The sequence below is a fragment of the Nocardia sp. NPDC051570 genome, assembly GCF_044454005.1.
GTDB lineage: Bacteria > Actinomycetota > Actinomycetes > Mycobacteriales > Mycobacteriaceae > Nocardia.
In genome coordinates this window covers 319,092-339,127 of sequence record NZ_JBITDI010000009.1, presented here as the reverse complement: position 1 = coordinate 339,127, position 20,036 = coordinate 319,092, and the positions used below count along the sequence as shown (strand labels likewise).

The window sequence follows — 20,036 nt, the reverse complement described above, 5'->3', positions numbered from 1 at the left end:
AGGCAGTGCAGGCCGGGAACTGCGGCTGGCCGAGAAATTGCGTCCATGACGGCCGAAATATGTGACATGCGATTCTAACGGATCAATAACTTCTTGTGTGACCTCTTGGCAACCACCGGTCCGTGACCTGCCTGTTTCGGACAAAATCGAAGGTCGCGGCGTCCGCCCGGACGTCGCGTGAAGTCTGCCACAATCAGGCTGATCTATCGAGGCGGGCATCGATGCGCAGCAGGGAGTCACACGGTTGAACGCGAAGCAGGAGTACCGGCCTACGTACCAGACGAGCCTGGTAGATCCCTCCGACTTCTGGCGTACCGCTTCCCGGGCCATCACCTGGGATATTCCGCCTGAAACGATCCTCGACAGCACCGCCCGGCCGACGGCCAGATGGTTTCCCGACGCTCGCCTGAATACCTCCTACAACGCACTCGATCGCCATGTGCGCGATCTCACAACGGAAGTGGGCTCGACAGGGGAGGAGTCGAGCGATGATCTCGGTCCGATCGGCGGCCGCGCTGACCAACCCGCCCTAATATATGACTCCGCTATGACGGGCGCCACACTCGTCTACACATACGCCGAATTGCTCGACGAGGTCGCCACTTTCGCGGGTGCGATGCTGCGGCTGGGCGTGCGCACCGGCGATCGCGTCGTCATCTATATGCCGATGATCCCCGAGGCCGTGATCGCCATGCTGGCCTGCGCTCGGATCGGCGCGGTGCATTCGGTGGTGTTCGGCGGATTCGCCGCGCACGAACTGGCCGCGCGCATCGACGATGCCGAACCTGTGTTGATCATCACTGCCTCGGGCGGACTGGAACCGGGCAAGCGCATCGAATACCCGCCGATCGTGCTGAACGCGCTGGACCAGGTCGAGACCACCACGACCCGGCATGTGGTGGTCAAGCAGCGGACCGGCTTCGCGACCATCCGATTCAGCCTGCCCACCGACCATCTACCGGGCTCCTCGCAAACCGTTGCGGCGCAATGGCTGGACTGGGAGGACATGATCCGCGATGCGGAGCCGGCCGATCCGGTCCCGGTCGCGGCCACCGATCCGCTGTACATCCTCTACACCTCGGGCACCACGGGTAAGCCGAAGGGCGTGGTCCGCGACAACGGCGGTCATGCGGTCGCGCTGAGCTGGTCGATGCGCAACATCTACGACCTCGGCCCGGGCCAGGTCATGCTGACCACCTCCGATATCGGCTGGGTGGTCGGCCATTCCTATATCGTCTACGCGCCGCTGCTGGTCGGCGCGACGACCGTGCTCTACGAGGGCAAGCCGGTCGGCACCCCGGACGCGGGCGCCTACTGGCGACTGGTCGAACAGCACGGCGTGCATGTGATGTTCACCGCACCGACCGCGCTGCGCGCGATTCGCCGGGCCGATCCGGAGGCCGCGGCCGCGCATCGCCACGATCTGTCCTCGCTGCGGGCGCTGTTCTGCGCCGGTGAGCGCCTGGATCCGGCCACCTACGAATGGGCCCGCGAGACGCTGCTGGGCGATCGGCCGGAATGTCCGGTCGTCGATCACTGGTGGCAGACCGAGACCGGCTGGCCCATCTGCGCGGATCCGCTGGGGCTGCAGGAACTTCCGATCAAGCCGGGTTCGGCATCGGTGCCGGTGCCCGGATTCCGGCTGCGAGTGCTCGATTACGAGGGCGATGCGGTCCCGACCGGCACCGAGGGCAATATCGTGATCGGCCTGCCGATGCCGCCCGGCGCCCTGACCGGGCTGTGGGGCGACGACGAGCGGTTCGCCCGCTCCTATCTGTCCACCTATCCGGGTCACTATCTGACCGGCGACTCCGGCTACTTCGACGAGGACGGATATCTGTACGTCCTGGGCCGCAGCGACGATGTGATCAATATGGCCGGACACCGGTTGTCCGCGGGCGGGATCGAGGGCGCGGTCGCGGGGCACGCCGCGGTGGCCGAATGCGCGGTGATCGGCATCCCCGATGAGCTCAAGGGGCAGCGGCCGATCGCGTATGTGGTGCTCAAGGCGGATGTCGAGGTGGATCCGGCACTGTTGCGCCAGGAGCTGATCGCCCGGGTGCGCGATCAGATCGGCGCCATCGCGACCCTGCACGATGTGGTGGTCCTGCAGGCCCTGCCCAAGACCCGGTCGGGAAAGATCCTGCGCCGCACCATCCGTCAGATCGCCTCCGGGGAGGTCTGGGAGATGCCAGCCACGATCGAGGATCCCGCGGTGCTGCTCGCGCTCGAGGATCAGCTCCGGGTCGCCCGGGCCGACGCGCCCGGCGAGGAACACGCCGGAGCGGCACCCTCATAGATTTCTCAATGCGTTAGCGGGTGTCGGTTCGCACGCGAATCGATCCGCGGCCGTAGTGTCTGGTCCCGCCGGAGTTCCGGCGCATCGAAAGAGGTAGTTCCGCAGACGTTTCGGACGAAAGGGACCATTGATGATCTCGTTGCGTGCTCGATTCACTCGGACGGCCGTGACCCTCGGCGGACTGGCGGCCACCACACTGCTGGTCGCCGGCACCGCGCACGCGGACATGCTCGAAAGCATCGACCCGCTGCTGAACACCAACTGCTCCTTCGAGCAGGTCCAGAACACCATGCGCGCCGAATACGCCCCGCTGGCCGACCAACTGGATGCCGATCAGCAGCAGGGCGGCACGAAGTGGAACAACATGCGCGACATCCTGAGCGTCGCCCCGGATCAGCGCCAGGCGAAGGTGAACGAGCGCCGCGCGGAGGTCGAGCAGAACGTCCCACAGACCGACCCGCAGGTAGTGGCGGCCGCCAAGGAGATCTTCCAGACGATCGCCGATCACTGCAGCACGCACTGATATCGGGCGGCCGTCCCGATCGGTGACGGCCTCACACATTTCTCACGATTGGTTCACAGCCCGATCAAACGGGGAGCCTAACGTCGAATCGCCCGTGATGCGGCGGGGTCAGCAGACCCCGCCGCCTCGGGACCACGTCCGATCGAAAGGCTGTCCATTGCTCTCGCGTACGCGATTCGCCGCTACCACCCTCGCCGCCGGCGCCCTCACCGCGCTGTCGGTCCTGCTGCCCGGCACCGCCTCGGCCGATCCCATCGATCAGCTGGCGCCCCTGCTGAATTCGACCTGCTCCTTCGCCCAGGTGGATGCCGCCCTGCACGATCAGGATCCGCAGCTGGCCGCGGCGCTCGACAACAACCAGGCCGTGAAGGGCCAGATCCGTCAGATGTTCGATCAGCCCATCGACCAGCGCCGCGCCCAGGCCCAGCAGTACCTCGCCCAGCATCCCGACCAGGTCCAGCAGGCCGAGAACGATCCGCGCGCCGCCCAGGCCCAGGCGCTGGTCCAGAAGCTGGCCGACACCTGCGCCAACTACTGAGCGAACGCACGGCGACCAGCAGAATGAACACGTGACTACCGAGCGTGACACCCCGACGGTCCTGCTGGTCGACGACGACGAGGACCTGCTGGCCTCCGTCGAGCGCGGCCTGCGCCTGTCCGGGTTCCGGGTGGTGATCGCCCGGGACGGCGCGGCCGCGCTGCGCTGCGTGAGCGAGCAGTCCCCCGACGCGGTCGTGCTCGATATGAACATGCCCGTACTCGACGGGGCGGGCGTGGTGACGGCGCTGCGGGCGATGGGTAACGAGGTGCCGATCTGTGTGCTGTCGGCGCGCAGCTCGGTCGACGACCGGATCGCGGGGCTCGAATCCGGTGCGGACGACTATCTGGTGAAGCCGTTCGTGCTGGCGGAACTGGTGGCCCGCATCAAGGCGCTGTTGCGCCGCCGCTCCGATACCGCGACCACGACCGCACCGGGCGCGATCACGGTGGGCCCCTTGGAGATCGACGAGGCGGGCTACCGCGCGCTGCTGCACGGCCACGAGATCGAGCTGACCAAGCGGGAATTCGAGCTGCTGTCCACACTGGCCCGCAACGCGGGGGTGGTGCTGAGCCGAGAACGCCTGCTGGAACTGGTGTGGGGCTACGACTTCGCCGCCGATACCAATGTCGTCGACGTCTTCGTCGGCTATCTACGCCGCAAACTGGAGACCGACGGCACCCCGCGCCTGCTGCACACGATCCGGGGTGTGGGATTCGTGCTTCGAGCACCGAAATGATCCGGCGCGCCGGGGCCTTGCGGCGGCGCCGGTCCCATTCGCTGCGCACCCGGGTGGCGACGGCGGCCGCGCTCGGTGCGTTCATCATCGCGGCCGTGCTGAGCTGGGTGTCGGTGCGGGCGCTGGAACGCAACAATCTCGCCCAGGCCGATCAGGAGCTGACCCTCGCCTCGCGACTGGTCTCGCTGCAACCCGTGCTCGCCGTCGGCCTGCTGTCGTTCGTCGGGCCCAACAAGGACATCGCGGTCACCGTGCGCGACAGCGGCAAGGTGCTGGCGACCACGAGTATGCGGCTTCCGGAGCTGACCACGGGTTCGCACACCCTCACCGTCGACGGCACCCAGTGGCGGGTGCTCACGAATACGCAGAACCAACCGGCAGGACGCACCGTCTCCCTGGGCATTCCGCTGACCCAGGCCTATCGCAACACCGACGAACAGCGGCGCTGGGTGCTGCTCGCGGCCGGGCTCGCGGTGGCCGCGGCGGCGGGACTGGGCTGGGTGTTCGGCGGGCGCGCGGTGCGGCCGATCGTGGATCTGACCAGGCAGGTCGGCGCGCGCAGCGGCACCGGCGAACCCGAGGCGCCGGTGGACGTGGCCGGTGTGCGCGAGGCCGAACAGCTTGCCGAGGCGGTCAATTCGCTGCTGTACCGCGTGCATCGGGCCCAGGCGGCGACGGCGGCCGCGCTGGAGACCGCACGCGATTTCGCGGCCGTATCCGCGCATGAGCTGCGCACCCCGCTGACCGCCATGCGCACCGACCTCGAGGTGTTGCGCACCCTCCATCTGGACGAGGCCCAGCGCACCGAGATCCTCGCCGATCTGCAGCGCAGCCAGGGCCGGGTCGAGGCCACGCTGTCCGCGCTCGAACGCCTGGCCGCCGGTGAGCTGACCGGCGAACGCGATCATGTCGAGACCGATATCGCCGAACTGATCGATCAGTCCGCGCACGATGCCATGCGGCACTATCCGACGCTGAGCGTGCGCATCGATTCCGATCCGGAGCTGATCATCCGCGGCCTGCCCACCGGCCTGCGCCTGGCACTGGACAACGCGCTGACCAATTCCGCCCGGCACGGGCGGGCCACCGAGGCGGTGGTGTCGGCACACCGGATGCCGGACGGATCGATCGTGATCGCGATCGACGACAACGGCCGCGGCATACCGCCCGAGGAGCGGACCGCGGTATTCGATCGGTTCTTCCGTGGCAGTCAGGCCGGTCGGGGCGGCTCCGGACTCGGCCTGGCGCTGGTCGCGCAGCAGGCCCAATTGCACGGCGGGCGGGCCTACTTCGACGACGGCACGCTGGGCGGGGTGCGGCTGGTCCTGGTGCTGCCGAATCGGCCGATCACCCTTACCGAACCCTCAGACGCGCGCCACACGTAATGCAGGTATGCGCCCTACAGTCGTGGGGTGATCGGAAAACGCGCCCGCTGGACCCTGCTCGTGAGTGCCGTCGTGGCCGTCGGCGCGATCGCCGGAGGCCTGGTCTGGTGGCTGAGCCCCACCGCCGCCCCGACGGGAATCGCGCTGGTGAACAACGACACCGGCCCGACGGGCGCGAAGGTCGTCAAGGCGCTGCAGGCGGGCGGATCGCACGACTGGCAGGCCGTCAAGCCCGGTGACGCCCGCACCTCGGACTACGCGGCCGTGATCACGCTGCCTGCCGATCTGTCCGGTTCGGTCGATTCGCTGGCCACCGCACAGCCGCATCGCGCGCAGCTCGCCGTGGCCACCAATGCCCACGCCGATCCGAATCTGGTCAACGACGCGGTCAATCAGGTCACCCAGCGGATCAGCGCGGCCGGAGTGGACGACACCCTGGCGGCGGTGACCTCGGCTCGGGGTTCGGTACAGCAGGCGGCGTTCACCACACAGCTGCTCGGCGCTGGGGTGCAGATGGCCTCGGATGCGTCGAGCCAGTTCGGCGGCGGCGCCGATCAGATGCTCGGATTCCTGAATACGGCCAAGGCCGGGGCGGGCCAATTGACCTCGGGGATCGGCCAATTGAACGATGCGCTCACCGCGGCCACCACCCAGGCGAACAGTCTGGCGGGGACACTCGATGCCACGGGTGTGACCATCGGGCAGATCAACGACACCTCGAACGCGCTGAGCACCGGACTCGATCAAGTGCTGCCGGTGCTCCGATCGCTGCCCTTCGCCGCGGATCCGCGCCTGGCCGATGTCATCGCCAAACTCGATGCGCTGCACGGCATCTCGAGCCAGGCCGGATCGCAGCTGGCAGGATTCGCCCAGCTCACCGGCAGTAGCACCGATCCGAATACGCCGGTCGGCACGCTGCTGCGCGACGCGGCCGGTCGGCTGTCGGCCGCGGGCGCCCAGCTGAATCAGGGCGCCGAACTGGCCAAGCAGGTCCCGCAGATCGCCGATCAGGGCGCGAGCCAGTTGACCGCGGCCATGCGGGCCTTGACCGGCGGCGTTGCGCAACTGCAGCAGATCGTGGCGAATCTGAATACGCAGACGGGCAAGGCGTTGAACGCCCTGCCCGTCCACAGCAGCACTCAGCAGTCGGTGATCGCCACGAATCTCAGTAATCCGGTCGATATCGTCCGAACGTCTTAGTTCGCATTCAGCAGATCGATGATGAAGACCAGCGTCTTGCCCGACAGCTGATGGCCCGAGCCCGCGGTGCCGTAGGCCAGCTGCGGCGGGATGGTGAGCTGGCGGCGGCCGCCGACCTTCATGCCCGGAATGCCGTCCTGCCAGCCCTGGATCAGGCCGCGCAGCGGGAAGACGATCGACTCGCCGCGGTCCCAGGAGGAGTCGAATTGCTCGCCGGTGTCGTATTCGACGCCCACGTAGTGCACCTCCACCGTGCCGCCGGGCACCGCTTCGGCGCCGTCACCCACGGTGAGGTCCTGGATCACCAGCTCGGTGGGCGCGGGGCCGTTCTGAAACTCGACTTCCGGCTTGGTCATGCGTCCTCTTCCGTTCGATGGATAAACCGACAGGTTGTGTTCACCATATCGGCCGGGTTCAAACACAAGTGAGCCCCACCTCTCGCCTCCGTCACGGTCGGGCAGGATGATTCCGTGGCCGACGTGATCGATATCGACGACCCCGCCGACCCTAGGGTCGCCGACTTCCGGGATCTCAACTCCGCCGACCGCCGTCCGGACCTGCCGGGCCGCAAGGGTCTGGTGATCGCCGAGGGGGTGGTCGTGGTGCAGCGCATGCTGACCTCGCGGTACACCCCGTCGGCGCTGCTCGGCGTGGATCGCAGGCATGCGGAACTGGCCGCCGATCTGGCCGGTGTCGGGGTGCCGTACTACCGGGCCTCGGCGGAGGTGATGGCCGAGGTGGTCGGCTTCCATCTCAATCGCGGGGTGCTGGCCGCCGCGCGGCGCCCGGCCGAGCAGACCGTGGACGAGGTGCTGGCCGCCGCGCGGACCGTCGCGGTGCTCGAGGGTGTGAACGATCACGAGAACATCGGCTCGATCTTCCGCAATGCCGCGGGGCTGGGCGTGGACGCGGTGCTGTTCGGCGATCGTTGCGCGGATCCGCTCTACCGTCGCGCGGTGCGGGTGTCGATGGGACATGTGCTGCGGGTGCCGTTCGCGCGCCTGCCGACCTGGCCGGACGGGTTGGGGTTGCTGCGTGACAGGGGATTTCGGATCATTGCCCTGACCCCGAATCCGGCCGCGGCGAATCTGGCCACCGCCATGACCGGAGAGCGGGTGGCGCTGCTGCTCGGCGCCGAGGGACCGGGCCTGACGGAGGAGGCGATGTGCGCCACCGATATTCGCGCCCGCATCCCGATGTCGCCGGGCACCGATTCGCTGAACGTGGCCACCGCGGCCGCGATGGCCTTCTACGAAAGGGTGCGCACGTCGTGACCGGCTCCCCCTACCGACCCGCCCCCGAACCCACACCCTGGGCGCCCGGCGTGGCCGTCGCGGCCTTCGTCGCGGCGCTCACCGCAGCCGGCGTGTACTCCTTCGGAGCCGCACTGGCCCAGGTGCATTGGACGCTCGCGGTCGCGCTGAATCTGATCGCGGCGGTCGGCGCGGCGCCGACCGCCTGGCGCTGGCGGGGAACGCCGGTGACCAGATGGGTGATCGCGGGGGTCGCCGTCGGTGTGCTGCTGGGATGGTTCGTGCTGCTGATCGCCGCCGTGTCGAGCTGATCACCACGCGATCAGGAGACCCGGTCGTGCCCGCGCAGCCAGCCGAACCAGCCTTTTCCGTTGTGCGCCGGGGAGTCCGACTCCTCTGGTAGCGCCGGTGCCGGGGCCTCGCCCTTCGGATACAGGCTGAAACCGCAGACCGCGATGTCGGTGGGCCGCAGCGCATCCTCGGAGAGTTCGCCGCGATAGCGGAAGCCGAGCCATTCGAAGTTCGCCTCGTCGGCGAACTTCGGCGGGTCGAAGGGCAGGATCTGCGGATCGGGCAGCTCGCCGGGCTGGAGCTGGACCGGATGCTCCCCCGCCCAGAACGGCCGCTCCCAGACCAGCGGCAGGCCCTCGTCCTCGAGAATGTTCACCCGCGTCGCGCTGAACGCGCGCCGGAATTCGCCACGCTCCCAATGTGCGAACGCGCCCCAGCCGTGCGGGACGTCATAGGAGACCAGATAGGTGTGCTCGGAGGCGAGCGGGCGCACCAGCAACTCCGGCAGGCGCGTGGGACGGCCGAGGGCCGCCGGGGTCGTGCACACGACCGTCACCCCCGGATAGCAGCCGATGTACACCGATCCGGGATCCGGTCCCGCCCAGACCTTCAGCGTGCCCGAGGCGGCGGGCACCACATCGCGATCCGGGTTGAGCTGCTTGGCAAGTGCGAATGCGGCCTCGGGATCGGGATCGGGGTAGTCACGGAGCACCGCCGCGGGGTCGGGGGCGTCGATATACCAGAGAGACGAAGCTGTTGACGGCACTCCCGACACCTCCCGGTCCTAGTGCAAGTCAGCGCAGTTACTACTTAGCTAACCTCGGCTCCGTGATCTGCCCGATGCCTGCCCGAATCGCACGGACGGCATATATAAAACCTACTCCCCAAAGGCGCCGAAACGTGGCGCTTCGCATACCGGGCGGGCGTGTCCGCGGACTAGTGACCGGAGCTTCGGACGCCCAGAAGCACGTCCTCCCAGGACGGCATCGGGGCCTTACCGCGCTTGGCGCGGTTGGCCTTCTGCGCCGCGGGCTTGGCCGAGGGCTCCGGATCGGTCGCCGGTTCGCTCGTGGCCTGAGTCGCCGGGGCTGGTTCGGTCGCCGGGGCGGGAGCCGGGGGCGGGGTCGAATTGGCCGGGGGCGCAGGCGGGTTCGCGGGCGGGGCCGGGGTGGTGGTCTTGGGGGCGGGAGCGGGGACCGGCGGTGCGGTCTTGGCCGCGACCGGAACCGCGGTGCCGCCGACGGCCGCGCGCTGCTCGTAGTAGTCGTTGACGACGTTCTCCTGCGCGGCGCCGCGCGCGGGGGCGGCGGGCTCCTCACGCGGAGCCGGTGCGGCAGGGGCCGGGTCGACCGGGGCGGGCTCGGCGACCGGTTCGGGGAGAATGGTGGCCAGTCCGCGCAGCGCGCGCCCGAAATCGGGATCGATGAGATCGGTGGCCGGATCGTCGAGCGGCACCACCGAACCGCCGTGCGCGTCGGGCTGATAGCGCCAATGCGCGGCGATCACCGAACGACCCGCCTGCCACTGCAATTGGGCCACCCAGTAGTTCTTCTCGTCCTTCCAGGCGTCCCATTCGGCGATATCGATGTTGTGTCCGCGCTCGGCGAAGGCGGCGGAGACGACGGCGATGAGGGTCTCCACGGCCGGGCCGTCCTTGCGCACCGGATGCGCCTTCTGCGCCAGCTCGGCCGCGCGCGCCCGCTCCAGCAGCACCGGATAGGCGAACCGCTCGACCCTGCTGGCGGGCATGCCGGATTCCTCGGTGACCTGCTCCACGGAGGCGCCAGCACGGATACGAGCCTGGATATCGCGAGGACGCATCGTTGCTTCCATTTCGATCTCTATCTGGCCGAATCGGGCAAGGTCGCCGCGGGCTGCGGCACGCAGTTTCTCGTCGGCGGGCAGCCGGTACTTCTGGCCGGTCTCGGCATCGGCACACACGATATGTGCGGAATCGGGCGTCAATCCGATCACTCGAAGTTCACGCACCGTTACCTCCTTATCGCTGCGTCGATCACAGCCAGGCTCGCGACACCGCCCACGTTATGGAACAGTAGTGCACTTCTGGGATTCGTGGGGCAAGACACGCGCGCGAGAATCCAACGGAGGACTCTCGCGCGCGTTAGTCTGCTGTGTTCCGAACCCTAAGGGCTACTTGGTGATTTCCCCGACGACCCAGTCGACGCAGCGGGTCAGCTGCGAGACATCCTCGGGATCGATGGCCGGGAACATGCCGATGCGCAGCTGGTTGCGCCCGAGCTTGCGGTAGGGCTCGGTGTCCACGATGCCGTTGGCGCGCAGCACCTTCGCCACCTGTGCGGCATCGACCGAATCGGTGAAGTCGATGGTGCCGACGACCTGCGAGCGATGCGCCGGATCGGCGACGAACGGCGTGGCGAATTCGCTCGACTCGGCCCACGAGTACAGCCGCGAGGACGAATCCAGCGTGCGCTTGACGGCCCAGTCCAGTCCGCCGTTGCCGTTCATCCATTCGATCTGATCGGCGAGCAGCAGCAGGGTGGCCAGCGCCGGGGTGTTGTAGGTCTGATCCTTGGTGCTGTTGTCGACGGCGATCGGCAGCGACAGGAATTCGGGGGTGTAGCGACCCGAATCCGCGATCTCGGCAACACGTTCCAGCGCCTTCGGGCTCATCAGCGCGAGCCACAGGCCGCCGTCGGCGGCGAAGGACTTCTGCGGCGCGAAGTAGTACACATCGGCATCGGAGATGTTGACCGGCAGACCGCCCGCGCCGGAGGTGGCATCGATGGCGATCAGCGCATTCTCGGAACCGGCCGGGCGCTGCACGCCCACCGCGACGCCGGTGGAGGTCTCGTTATGCGCCCAGGCGATCACATCGGCGGCGGGATCGGCGACCGGCTCGGGCGCGGTGCCGGGATCGGTGGATACGACGATGGGATCGCCGATGAACGGATTCTTCTTGGCCACCGAGGCGAACTTCGAGCTGAATTCGCCGTAGGTCAGATGCAGCGAACGCTCCCGGATCAGGCCGAATGCCGCCGCGTCCCAGAACGCGGTGGTGCCGCCGTTGCCGAGCACGACCTCGTAACCGTCCGGCAGCGCGAACAATTCGCGCAATCCGGAGCGCACCCGCGCGACCACGTCCTTGACGGGCTTCTGGCGGTGACTGGTGCCGAAGACGGACGCGCCCACCTCCACGAGGGAGCGCAACTGCTCGGGCCGGACCTTGGACGGCCCGCAGCCGAACCGTCCGTCGGCGGGCAACAGATCAGCGGGAATGGTCGGGAACGCAGCGGTCATGGCCACAAGACTAGATCCCGACCACCGATCTTCACGAGGTGGGGCACCTCTCGTTCCCGGATGTCTCATGCAAATGAGTTTTCATTTGCATGACCGTTTTGCAGTGGCGCAGCCCACACTCCGGATACGGTTGCATCATGAGCATGGCTGCAGCACAGGATGGGCCGGGCCTGCTGGGCCGGTTGTCGACCCAGCTCGAATCGCATGGTTTCGCGCTGCGCCACGGTGCGCTCTCCCCCACCGCCCGCCGCGAACTACTGCTGCGCGGCCTGGCCGGAACCGCGACCATCCTGGGGGTGCGGCCGCGCCTGACCGAACTCGGGCACCGGTTCTGGGTGCGCATCCAGACCGACAGCGGATTGCCGTACGAGACCCGGGTGCGCCAGCTGGTCGTGGCCGCCGATCTGGAATCCATGCAGCCCGGCGATGTGGTCGGCTGCCGCGTCGATCCCGGCGATCGCGACCGCGTGGTGCTCTACGTGCCGAGCCCGGAAGAGGCCACCCGCGTGAGCATTTCGAAGATCCTCGCCGACGGCCGCCGCGCGGCGGCCACGGTCCTGGCCGCCACCCCCATCGCGGCCGACTATTCGGGGCGCGACGATCCGGTGCTGCGCCTGGATCTCGAGCTGCGCGCCTGGGACGAGCCGCGGCCGTGGCGGGTCCGGGTGATCCAACCCGTCCCGCTGACCGCGATCCAATTGGTCGATCTGGGCAGACATCTGGAGGTGGCGTTCTTCACCGTCGACCGCGGGGAATCGGTCGCGGTCGACTGGACGGCCTCGCTCGAGGAAACCAATCCCTAAGGCAGTTTGACGAATTCGTATCCCTGGTCGCGCAGCCTGGGCAGCGCGATCAACATCCCCGGCGCGGTACCGGATTTCGGTCGATGCATATGCGCGATGGAGATCGAACCCGGCTCGACCTTCGCCATGGCCTGCTGCACCTGCCCGGCCGAGAAGGTGGCTCCGCCGTCGGCGTTGATGCTGAAACCCACCGGCTGCTCGCCCAGATCGCGCACGATCGAGACCGCCACCTCGTCGTAATGCGCCGTGCCGGTGCGGAAGAAGCGCGGCGGATGGCCGAGCAGGGTGGTCAGCGTCTCGTGATTACCCCACACCTCGTCGACCACCTGCTGCGACGAGGTCGTGCCCGGGATGCCATAGGCGGCGTGCCCGCTCACCGACAGCGGGCAGTGCCGGGTGCCGTGATTGGCCAGTTCGAACTGCGGGTTGGCCGCCAGCCGCGCCGCCCGCGCCGGATCCGCGTCGATCCAGCGCTTGTTGAGAAACAGCGTCGCCGGAATCCGTTGCTGGATGAGGAAGTTCACCAGCACGTCGTTGATCTCGTCGTTGTCCGGGCCGCCGCAGGCGTCGAAGGTCAACGCCATCTGCTTGCCCTGCGCCGGGATGTCCGTGATGATCCCCGGCAGATCCATGCCCCACCGAGTGGGCTGCTGTGCCGCGTACTGGGCGGCCACCGCCTCGGGAATCGCCGTATGCGCGAGCGGCGCCCGCGCCGGGACGATACCGGCCGGGGTGGGTCCCGCACTCGGGGCGGTGGGCGGGTGCGGTGCCGAATCGCCCTGCGCCGCGGCGCATCCCGAGCTCGCCAAACCGGCGACCAGGGCCGCTCCCGCAGCCAGCAATCCACGTCGCGACAGTGTGTTGTCCACCACGCGAGGGGATGTTACGCCACGAGATCGGTTTCGCCGCGAGTTTCACGGCGAAACCCGCAGCGGGTCAACAGTTTACTTGTGAGCCACGTTCTCCCAGCCGGTCACGCTGTCGGCCGTGCGCGGCTCCGGGCCGGTGTAGATGGCGGCCGGGCGGACCAGCTTGCCCAGCTGCTTCTGCTCCAGGATGTGCGCGCACCAACCGGCGGTGCGGCCGCAGGTGAACATGGCGGGCATCATATGCGCCGGAACCTCGGCGAAGTCCAGGATCACCGCGGCCCAGAATTCGACATTGGTCTCGATGGCGCGATCGGGACGGCGCTCGCGCAGCTCGGCCAGCGCGGCGTTCTCGAGTGCGGCGGCGACCTCGTAGCGCGGGGCGCCCAGGCGCTCGGCCGTGGCACGCAGCACGCGGGCGCGCGGATCCTCGGCCCGGTACACCCGGTGGCCGAAGCCCATCAGCTTTTCCTTGCGATCGAGGATGCCCTTCACCAGAGCCCGTGCGTTGCCGGTCTTCTCGACCTGTTCGATCATGGGCAGCACACGCGCGGGCGCACCGCCGTGCAGCGGACCGGACATGGCGCCGATCGCGCCGGACAGGCAGGCCGCGACGTCGGCGCCGGTGGAGGCGATGACTCGGGCGGTGAAGGTGGAGGCGTTCATGCCGTGCTCGGCCGCGGAGACCCAGTAGGCGTCGATGGCCTCGATGTGGCGCGGATCCGGATCACCCTTCCAGCGGGTCATGAACCGCTTGGTGATGGTGTCGCACTCGTCGATCTTCTTCTGCGGCACGGCCGGCTGATAGATGCCGCGCGCGGACTGCGCGACATAGGACAGCGCCATCACCGAGGCGCGGGCCAGATTCTCGCGCGCGGTGTCGTCGTCGATGTCCAGCAGCGGCTGATAGCCCCAGATCGGGGCGAGCATGGCCAGGCCCGCCTGCACATCGACGCGGACGTCGCCGGTGTGCACCGGCAGCGGGAACGGTTCGGCGGGCGGCAGGCCGCGGCCGAATTCGCCGTCGACCAGCAGCGCCCAGACATCGCCGAAGGTCACCCGGTTGGCCACCAGATCCTCGATGTCGACACCCCGGTAGCGCAGCGCACCACCGTCCTTGTCCGGCTCGGCGATGTCGGTAGTGAAAGCCACCACACCTTCCAGGCCGCTGACGAAATCGGGGGGTACGGCAGGACCAGTGGGTGCCGCAGCGCTGGCAGTCATGTTGTGACTCTCCTTGCAAATCGGGCCGCACGATCCGTGGGCGGCCACGCCGATCAACTAGAACCTTAGTCGGTCGCTTACTGCGGAGTAACGTCTGGTCCATGCGTGACGAGCAGAATTCACCTGGCTCTCCCGGTGTGGAAACGGAGATCGAATCCGCGGAGTTCGATCCGGCGATGCGGGCCCAGATGGATATCGCCGCCATGCGCGCCGAATACGGCGGCGATCCGGATCTCGATGAATCCTGGCTGGTCGACGGGTGGGAACCGGTGCTGCGCACCTGGATCGAACAGGCCACCCGCGCCGGAATCGCCGAACCCAATGCGATGGTGCTGGCCACGGTCGAGCCGACCGATGCCGGACCGCGCCCGGCGTCTCGAACCGTGTTGTGCAAAGGCCTCTCCGCGGAGGGTGTGACCTTTTACACGAATTACGGATCTGCCAAGGGGCGGCAATTGGCGGCCGTTCCGTATGCCTCGATCACCTTCGCCTGGCCGGCGCTCGGGCGGCAGGTGAATCTACGCGGCCCGGTCCATCAGGTTTCCCCCGAAGTGACGGCCGTGTATTGGCGTTCGCGCCCGCGTAATTCGCAGTTGGGCGCCTGGGCCTCCCAGCAGTCTCAGCCCATTGCCTCCCGCACCGACCTCGATCGGGCCCTGGCCGACACCACGGCCCGCTTCGCCGATATCGAGCAGATCCCCGTCCCCGCCGATTGGGGTGGCTTCCTGCTTCGCCCCGAGATCATCGAGTTCTGGCAGGGCCGCCGCAGCCGCCTGCACAACCGCATCCGTGTGAGCCTGGAGGCGGGCAGTACCGATCCGGCGGCCATGAAACTCGAACGGCTCCAGCCTTGATCGCCCCGGCCTTCTGCCGGGGACAGAGGTAGGGCGAAGCCGGGGACGGCCTTCCTTTATGTCCCTTGGCGCGGAGCGTCAAGGGTTGTATCCATAGGACGGCCCGCTCAAACTTGGTCACTATGTCCGACCCTGTCCCGATACATAGTCGCCGGTGAAGCTGCTCGCGGACGTCGCGCCGCTACGCAATCCCGAGTTTCGCCGGCTCTGGACCACCAATATCGTCACCGTGGTCGGGGCGCAGTTGTCGGTGGTCGCCGTGCCGCAGCAGATCTTCGAGATCACCCACAGTTCGGGGTATGTGGGGCTGGCGGGGTTGTTCGGGCTGGTGCCGCTGGTGGTGTTCGGGCTGTGGGGCGGGGCGCTGGCCGATGTGATGGATCGGCGAAAGCTGTTGCTGATCACCAGTTCCGGGACTGGGCTGACCGCGCTGGCGTTCTGGGCGCAGGCGGCGGCGGGCATGGACAACGTCTGGCTGGTGTTCGGGCTGTTCGCCGTGCAACAGGCCTTCTTCGCGGTGAATCAGCCGACCCGCAGCGCGATCTTCCCTCGGCTGCTGCCGGGTGAGCTGCTCCCGGCGGCCAATTCGCTGAATTCGACGGTCATGCAGTTCGGCGCGATCGCCGGGCCGGTGCTGGCGGGGACGCTGATCCCGGTGGCAGGCCTGTCGACGCTGTATCTGCTGGACTCGGTGGCCCTGCTGGCGACGCTGTGGGCGGTCTGGCGGCTACCGCCCGTGCCGCCGACGGGCGCGGTGCGCAGGGCCGGATTGCGCACGGTCGTCGAGGGATTCACCTATCTGGCCACCCAGCGCATCCTGCTCGCCTCGTTCGCGGTCGACATCGTCGCGATGGTGTTCGGCATGCCGCGGGCGCTGTTCCCGCAGATCGCCCACGACACCTTCGGCGATCCGACCGGCGGCGGCAGCGCGCTGGGCCTGCTGTTCGCGGCGCTGTCGGCGGGCGCGGTCACGGGCGGTATCTGCTCGGGCTGGCTCGGCCACGTCCGCAGGCAGGGCCGGGCGATCGTGATCTGCATCGCGCTGTGGGGCCTGGGCATGGTCGGCTTCGGGCTCGCGGTCGGCCTGACCGGCAGCGGGCTGAGCCGGCACCTCGGCCTGTGGATCGCGGTGGCGTGCTTGGCCTTCGGCGGCGCAGTCGATATGTTCTCCGCCGCCCTGCGCACCACCATGCTGCAGCAGGTCGCCACCGACGAGATGCGCGGGCGGCTGCAGGGGGTGTTCATCGTGGTCGTCGCGGGCGGTCCGCGCATCGGTGATGTTGCCCACGGTTTCGCCGCCGCGGCCCTGGGTACAGCAGTGACATCGGCCGGTGGCGGGGCGCTGGTGGTGGCCGGAATGGTGGTCGCGGCCCTGATCTTCCCGGCTTTCGTGCGATACCGCGTACCCCGCGCACATGCCGAAATTCCGGTGGGCTGAACACTTCCGCGCTAATACCACGCAGACCCGCCCGCGCTCACCTCGCGAGCAGGTGACTGTGAGGTAGGTGAGAGCCACCCTCACGGATCACCCCCACCAGCCAGCGTCTAGCGTTGAAGCCAGGCGCATCGGACGCCGACCGCGCTCGATGCCTATGGTTCTAGCCTGAGAGGGATCCTCACCGTGCCCGCTGAGAACATCATCAACGTCGACGACGACGCCAAGCCGGTACTGTCCTACCCCGGCGGCGAGTACCCCATGACCGTCGCAAAGGCTTCCGAGGGTAACGACGGGATCGAACTGGGTAAGCTGCTGGCCAGCACCGGGTACGTGACCTACGACCCCGGTTTCACGAACACCGCCCCGACCAAGTCCGCGATCACCTATATCGACGGCGAGGCCGGCATCCTGCGTTACCGCGGCTACCCGATCGAGCAGCTGGCCGCGAAGTCCAGCTTCCTCGAGGTCAGCTACCTGCTCATCTACGGCGAGCTGCCGACCACCACCCAGCTCGAGGACTTCACCGACCGGATCCGCCGCCACACCCTGCTGCACGAGGACCTCAAGCGCTTCTTCGACGGGTTCCCGCGCAACGCACACCCGATGCCGGTGCTGTCCTCGGCGATCAACGCGCTGTCGGCCTACTACCAGGATTCGCTGGATCCGCGCGATCCCGAGCAGGTCGAGCTGTCGACCATCCGGCTGCTGGCCAAGCTGCCGACGATCGCGGCCTACTCCTACAAGAAGTCGGTCGGCCAGCCGTTCCTCTACCCCGACAACTCGCTGTCGCTGGTCGAGAACTTCCTGCGGATGACCTTCGGCTTCCCGGCCGAGCCCTACGAGGTCGACCCCGAGGTCGCCGCGGCCCTGGACATGCTGCTGATCCTGCACGCCGACCACGAGCAGAACTGCTCCACCTCGACCGTGCGCCTGGTCGGCTCCTCCGACGCCAACCTGTTCACCTCGGTATCCGGCGGCATCAACGCGCTGTGGGGCCCGCTGCACGGCGGCGCGAACCAGGCCGTGCTGGAGATGCTCGACGGCATCAAGGCCAGCGGCAGTGATGTGAAGGAATTCATCCGCAAGGTCAAGAACAAGGAAGACGGGGTGAAGCTGATGGGCTTCGGTCACCGCGTCTACCGCAACTACGACCCGCGCGCCACGATCGTCAAGCAGACCGCCGATCAGATCCTCGGCAAGCTCGGCGTGCAGGACCCGCTGCTGGACATCGCCAAGCAGCTCGAAGAGGTCGCGCTGTCCGACGACTACTTCGTCGAGCGTCGCCTCTACCCGAACGTCGACTTCTACACCGGCGTCATCTACCGGGCCATGGGCTTCCCGACCCGCATGTTCACCGTGCTGTTCGCGATGGGCCGCCTCCCCGGCTGGATCGCCCACTGGCGCGAACTGCACCGCGAGCCCCTGAAGATCGGCCGCCCGCGCCAGATCTACACCGGCTACGGTGAGCGCGACTACGCGGATATCACCGGCCGCTGAAATACGCTGCGCAAGACCCGCTTCCGGGATTCCGGAAGCGGGTCTTTCCCGTTCTCGGGCATGGAGGGAACGAAAACCCCACCGCCGCCGTCTAACCCGAACAAAGAGATATTCGAACGGTTCGGGGGACGATATGAACCTGGGATCCACCGGTGACGGTCAGTGTGCGCAGCAGGGCGGCTCGGCGCGCACCGAATTCGCGCGGCGACTGGCGACCCTGCATCGGGCCGCGGGCACTCCCTCCCTGCGCAATGTGGCGATGTTGGCGCAGCGGCGCGGCGAGATGGACAACCGCCCGGCCGTGGCGACCGCCCAGCGGGTCAGCGATTGGATGAGCGGGCGCAATGTCCCGGCACGATTCGAATCACTGGTCCCGGTCCTGCAGGTGCTGGGTTCGCGCGCGCGGCGACGGGCCGGAACCGCTTCCGAGACAATCAATCTGCGCGCATGGCGGATGCTGTGGTCGGCCGCGCGCGCCGCCCCGGTCGCGACGGCGGACGGCGCCGCCGCCCCCTATCCGGACGCGTCCGGCTTCTCCGAGGCGCACGAATCCGTCTTCTTCGGCCGGCGGCGGGCGCTGACCGGTCTGATGGAAATGATTCGCGCATCGGCGGATTCGGACCGCGCGGCGGATCTCGTCGTGCTCACCGGCGCATCCGGCGTCGGCAAATCGGCGCTGCTGCATGCCGGAGTGGTTCCGGCCCTGCGCGCCGAATCCGGGCGCTGGGCGATCGCGGGCATGGTTCCGGGGCGGGATCCGGTCGGCACCTTGATGCGAATCTTCTGCGACAGTGACGATTTCGCGGTCGACGACCTGGACGCGGGGGTGATCGGGCGGTGGACCGGCGAGCGGCGACTGCTGCTGATCGTCGATCAGTTCGAGCGGCTGTACCACCCCGAGATCGAACCCACCGACCGCGAGACCTTCCTACTCCTGCTGAAGCGATTGGCGGGCATCGGATCGGTGCTGGTGTCGGTGCGCTCGGATCACCTGATCCGCTGCTCGGAATTCACCTGGCTGGCGAATGCCTTGCAGCACAACAGCTTCACCCTGACTCCGATGCGGCGCCAAGAGCTCGTCTCGGCCGTGGTCGGCCCGCCGCGCACCTGCGGGGTGACCGTGGATCCGGGCGTGGTCGAACTGCTGATCGCCGCGCTCGACGGCGGCCGGGCCACCCCCGCCCGGGGCGCCGACGCGGGTGCGCTGCCCATCCTCTCGACGGCGATGCGCGCGATGTGGGCCCGCCGCGGCGGCGATCGGATCGATATCCCCACCTATCGCCGGGTCGGCGGCATCGCCGGGGTGGTCGGGCAGCTGGCCGAGCACTGCTGGGACGGACTCACCGACAGCGAACGACTCGACGCCCAGCAAATACTGCTGGCATTGGTCGCGGTCCATCGCGACGGAACGCTCGTGCGGCGCCGGGTCCCGGTCGCCGATCTCGGCCGCATCGCCGCGCGATCGGGTCCGCGGCTGATCGAGCGGCTCGCGCGGGCCCGCCTGCTGACGCTGACCACCCGGCACGCCATCGGGATCCACGACGCCCTCCTCGACTGGGAGCCGCTGCGGAACTGGATCACGGCCAACCGTTCGCTGCTGATCTGGCGGCAACGCATCGAGGACGACGCCGCCGAATGGGAGGCCGCCGACCGCGATCCCGGCCTGCTGTACCGCAGTATCCGGCTGACCAGCGCGATCCGCTATGCCGATCCGTCGTTGAGCATTCCCGCCACCCGGTTCCTGCGGGCCTGTGCCCGAGCCGAACTCGGCGGCGCGGACGGCGAGCTGTGCTGCACCGACGAGTACGAGGAGGCCTCAGCGCGCTGAGATCGATCGCGGGTCTTGG

The 20,036-nt window shown here is 68.2% G+C and carries 19 protein-coding genes; 13 read left to right on the top strand and 6 right to left on the bottom strand.

Going from position 1 to position 20,036, the window contains the following annotated elements:
* Nucleotides 1-244: 244 nt before the first annotated feature.
* From ACIA76_RS24420 to ACIA76_RS24395, 6 genes are all read left to right on the top strand, one after another.
* Nucleotides 245-2,299 (top strand): AMP-binding protein, encoded by a 2,055-nt coding sequence (locus ACIA76_RS24420; RefSeq protein WP_397154394.1) that lies wholly within the window; start codon nucleotides 245-247, stop codon nucleotides 2,297-2,299.
* Between the two features lie 130 nt (nucleotides 2,300-2,429).
* Nucleotides 2,430-2,822 carry a hypothetical protein gene (locus ACIA76_RS24415; protein WP_397154392.1) on the top strand — a complete coding sequence of 131 codons (393 nt, stop codon included), beginning with the start codon at nucleotides 2,430-2,432 and terminating at the stop codon, nucleotides 2,820-2,822.
* A 157-nt stretch (nucleotides 2,823-2,979) separates the two neighbouring features.
* Nucleotides 2,980-3,360, top strand: coding sequence for a hemophore-related protein (locus ACIA76_RS24410; protein ID WP_397154390.1), 381 nt, complete (start codon nucleotides 2,980-2,982; stop codon nucleotides 3,358-3,360).
* 31 nt (nucleotides 3,361-3,391) lie between these two features.
* The gene (locus ACIA76_RS24405) at nucleotides 3,392-4,099 is read left to right on the top strand and encodes a response regulator transcription factor (RefSeq protein WP_397154385.1); all 708 of its coding nucleotides are present in this window, start codon (nucleotides 3,392-3,394) and stop codon (nucleotides 4,097-4,099) included.
* The gene (locus ACIA76_RS24400) at nucleotides 4,096-5,484 is read left to right on the top strand and encodes a sensor histidine kinase (RefSeq protein WP_397154382.1); all 1,389 of its coding nucleotides are present in this window, start codon (nucleotides 4,096-4,098) and stop codon (nucleotides 5,482-5,484) included. Before ACIA76_RS24405 ends, ACIA76_RS24400 begins: the two co-directional genes overlap by 4 nt.
* A 27-nt stretch (nucleotides 5,485-5,511) precedes the next feature.
* The gene (locus tag ACIA76_RS24395; protein WP_397154380.1) at nucleotides 5,512-6,684 is read left to right on the top strand and encodes a hypothetical protein; all 1,173 of its coding nucleotides are present in this window, start codon (nucleotides 5,512-5,514) and stop codon (nucleotides 6,682-6,684) included.
* Here the strand turns inward: ACIA76_RS24395 and ACIA76_RS24390 are convergent.
* The gene (locus ACIA76_RS24390) at nucleotides 6,681-7,040 is read right to left on the bottom strand and encodes an FKBP-type peptidyl-prolyl cis-trans isomerase (RefSeq protein WP_397154377.1); all 360 of its coding nucleotides are present in this window, start codon (nucleotides 7,038-7,040) and stop codon (nucleotides 6,681-6,683) included. The genes ACIA76_RS24395 and ACIA76_RS24390 overlap by 4 nt on opposite strands.
* A gap of 114 nt (nucleotides 7,041-7,154) precedes the next feature.
* Between ACIA76_RS24390 and ACIA76_RS24385 the strand changes: the two genes are divergently transcribed.
* Both ACIA76_RS24385 and ACIA76_RS24380 read left to right on the top strand, forming a co-directional pair.
* Nucleotides 7,155-7,958, top strand: a complete 804-nt coding sequence (locus ACIA76_RS24385; RefSeq protein ID WP_397154374.1) for a TrmH family RNA methyltransferase — start codon at nucleotides 7,155-7,157, stop codon at nucleotides 7,956-7,958.
* Nucleotides 7,955-8,248 carry a DUF2537 domain-containing protein gene (locus ACIA76_RS24380; RefSeq protein ID WP_397154372.1) on the top strand — a complete coding sequence of 98 codons (294 nt, stop codon included), beginning with the start codon at nucleotides 7,955-7,957 and terminating at the stop codon, nucleotides 8,246-8,248. The genes ACIA76_RS24385 and ACIA76_RS24380 overlap by 4 nt, the downstream gene beginning before the upstream one ends.
* An 11-nt stretch (nucleotides 8,249-8,259) precedes the next feature.
* Here the strand turns inward: ACIA76_RS24380 and ACIA76_RS24375 are convergent, their stop codons facing one another.
* The 3 genes from ACIA76_RS24375 to serC all read right to left on the bottom strand — a co-directional run bounded on the left by ACIA76_RS24375 (nucleotide 8,260) and on the right by serC (nucleotide 11,507).
* Complete coding sequence (locus tag ACIA76_RS24375; RefSeq protein WP_397154370.1) at nucleotides 8,260-8,994, bottom strand: DUF6928 family protein; 735 nt, start codon at nucleotides 8,992-8,994, stop codon at nucleotides 8,260-8,262.
* A gap of 170 nt (nucleotides 8,995-9,164) precedes the next feature.
* Nucleotides 9,165-10,217 carry a septation protein SepH gene (gene sepH / locus ACIA76_RS24370; protein ID WP_397154367.1) on the bottom strand — a complete coding sequence of 351 codons (1,053 nt, stop codon included), beginning with the start codon at nucleotides 10,215-10,217 and terminating at the stop codon, nucleotides 9,165-9,167.
* Nucleotides 10,218-10,379: 162 nt separating this feature from the next.
* Entirely contained in the window at nucleotides 10,380-11,507 is a 1,128-nt protein-coding gene (gene serC / locus ACIA76_RS24365) for a phosphoserine transaminase (RefSeq protein ID WP_397154365.1), read from the bottom strand.
* A gap of 137 nt (nucleotides 11,508-11,644) precedes the next feature.
* Here serC and ACIA76_RS24360 point away from each other — a divergent pair, with 137 nt between their 5' ends.
* A complete protein-coding gene (locus tag ACIA76_RS24360) occupies nucleotides 11,645-12,310 on the top strand; it encodes a hypothetical protein (protein WP_397154363.1) in 666 nt (221 codons plus the stop codon).
* On the opposite strand, the gene ACIA76_RS24355 is transcribed toward ACIA76_RS24360, so the two are convergent.
* Nucleotides 12,307-13,182, bottom strand: a complete 876-nt coding sequence (locus tag ACIA76_RS24355; RefSeq protein ID WP_397154361.1) for a polysaccharide deacetylase family protein — start codon at nucleotides 13,180-13,182, stop codon at nucleotides 12,307-12,309. The genes ACIA76_RS24360 and ACIA76_RS24355 overlap by 4 nt on opposite strands.
* Before the next feature lie 72 nt (nucleotides 13,183-13,254).
* A complete protein-coding gene (locus tag ACIA76_RS24350) occupies nucleotides 13,255-14,400 on the bottom strand; it encodes a citrate synthase 2 (protein WP_397154358.1) in 1,146 nt (381 codons plus the stop codon).
* Nucleotides 14,401-14,576: 176 nt separating this feature from the next.
* Between ACIA76_RS24350 and pdxH the strand changes: the two genes are divergently transcribed.
* From pdxH to ACIA76_RS24330, 4 genes are all read left to right on the top strand, one after another.
* Nucleotides 14,577-15,254 (top strand): pyridoxamine 5'-phosphate oxidase, encoded by a 678-nt coding sequence (gene pdxH / locus ACIA76_RS24345; protein ID WP_397154535.1) that lies wholly within the window; start codon nucleotides 14,577-14,579, stop codon nucleotides 15,252-15,254.
* A 154-nt stretch (nucleotides 15,255-15,408) separates the two neighbouring features.
* On the top strand, nucleotides 15,409-16,692 hold the full coding sequence (locus ACIA76_RS24340; RefSeq protein ID WP_397154356.1) for an MFS transporter: 1,284 nt from the start codon (nucleotides 15,409-15,411) through the stop codon (nucleotides 16,690-16,692).
* A 183-nt stretch (nucleotides 16,693-16,875) separates the two neighbouring features.
* Complete coding sequence (locus tag ACIA76_RS24335; RefSeq protein WP_397154353.1) at nucleotides 16,876-18,189, top strand: citrate synthase; 1,314 nt, start codon at nucleotides 16,876-16,878, stop codon at nucleotides 18,187-18,189.
* 133 nt (nucleotides 18,190-18,322) lie between these two features.
* A complete protein-coding gene (locus tag ACIA76_RS24330; protein WP_397154351.1) occupies nucleotides 18,323-20,017 on the top strand; it encodes a hypothetical protein in 1,695 nt (564 codons plus the stop codon).
* Nucleotides 20,018-20,036: the final 19 nt, after the last annotated feature.

Bases quoted from the DNA above. Each gene is read 5' to 3' on its own strand.
- ACIA76_RS24415 (WP_397154392.1), top strand. From the start codon at position 2,430: ATGATCTCGTTGCGTGCTCGATTCACTCGGACGGCCGTGACCCTCGGC.
- ACIA76_RS24400 (WP_397154382.1), top strand. From the start codon at position 4,096: ATGATCCGGCGCGCCGGGGCCTTGCGGCGGCGCCGGTCCCATTCGCTG.
- ACIA76_RS24390 (WP_397154377.1), bottom strand. From the start codon at position 7,040: ATGACCAAGCCGGAAGTCGAGTTTCAGAACGGCCCCGCGCCCACCGAG.
- serC (WP_397154365.1), bottom strand. From the start codon at position 11,507: ATGACCGCTGCGTTCCCGACCATTCCCGCTGATCTGTTGCCCGCCGAC.
- ACIA76_RS24360 (WP_397154363.1), top strand. From the start codon at position 11,645: ATGAGCATGGCTGCAGCACAGGATGGGCCGGGCCTGCTGGGCCGGTTG.
- ACIA76_RS24350 (WP_397154358.1), bottom strand. From the start codon at position 14,400: ATGACTGCCAGCGCTGCGGCACCCACTGGTCCTGCCGTACCCCCCGAT.
- pdxH (WP_397154535.1), top strand. From the start codon at position 14,577: ATGCGGGCCCAGATGGATATCGCCGCCATGCGCGCCGAATACGGCGGC.
- ACIA76_RS24330 (WP_397154351.1), top strand. From the start codon at position 18,323: ATGAACCTGGGATCCACCGGTGACGGTCAGTGTGCGCAGCAGGGCGGC.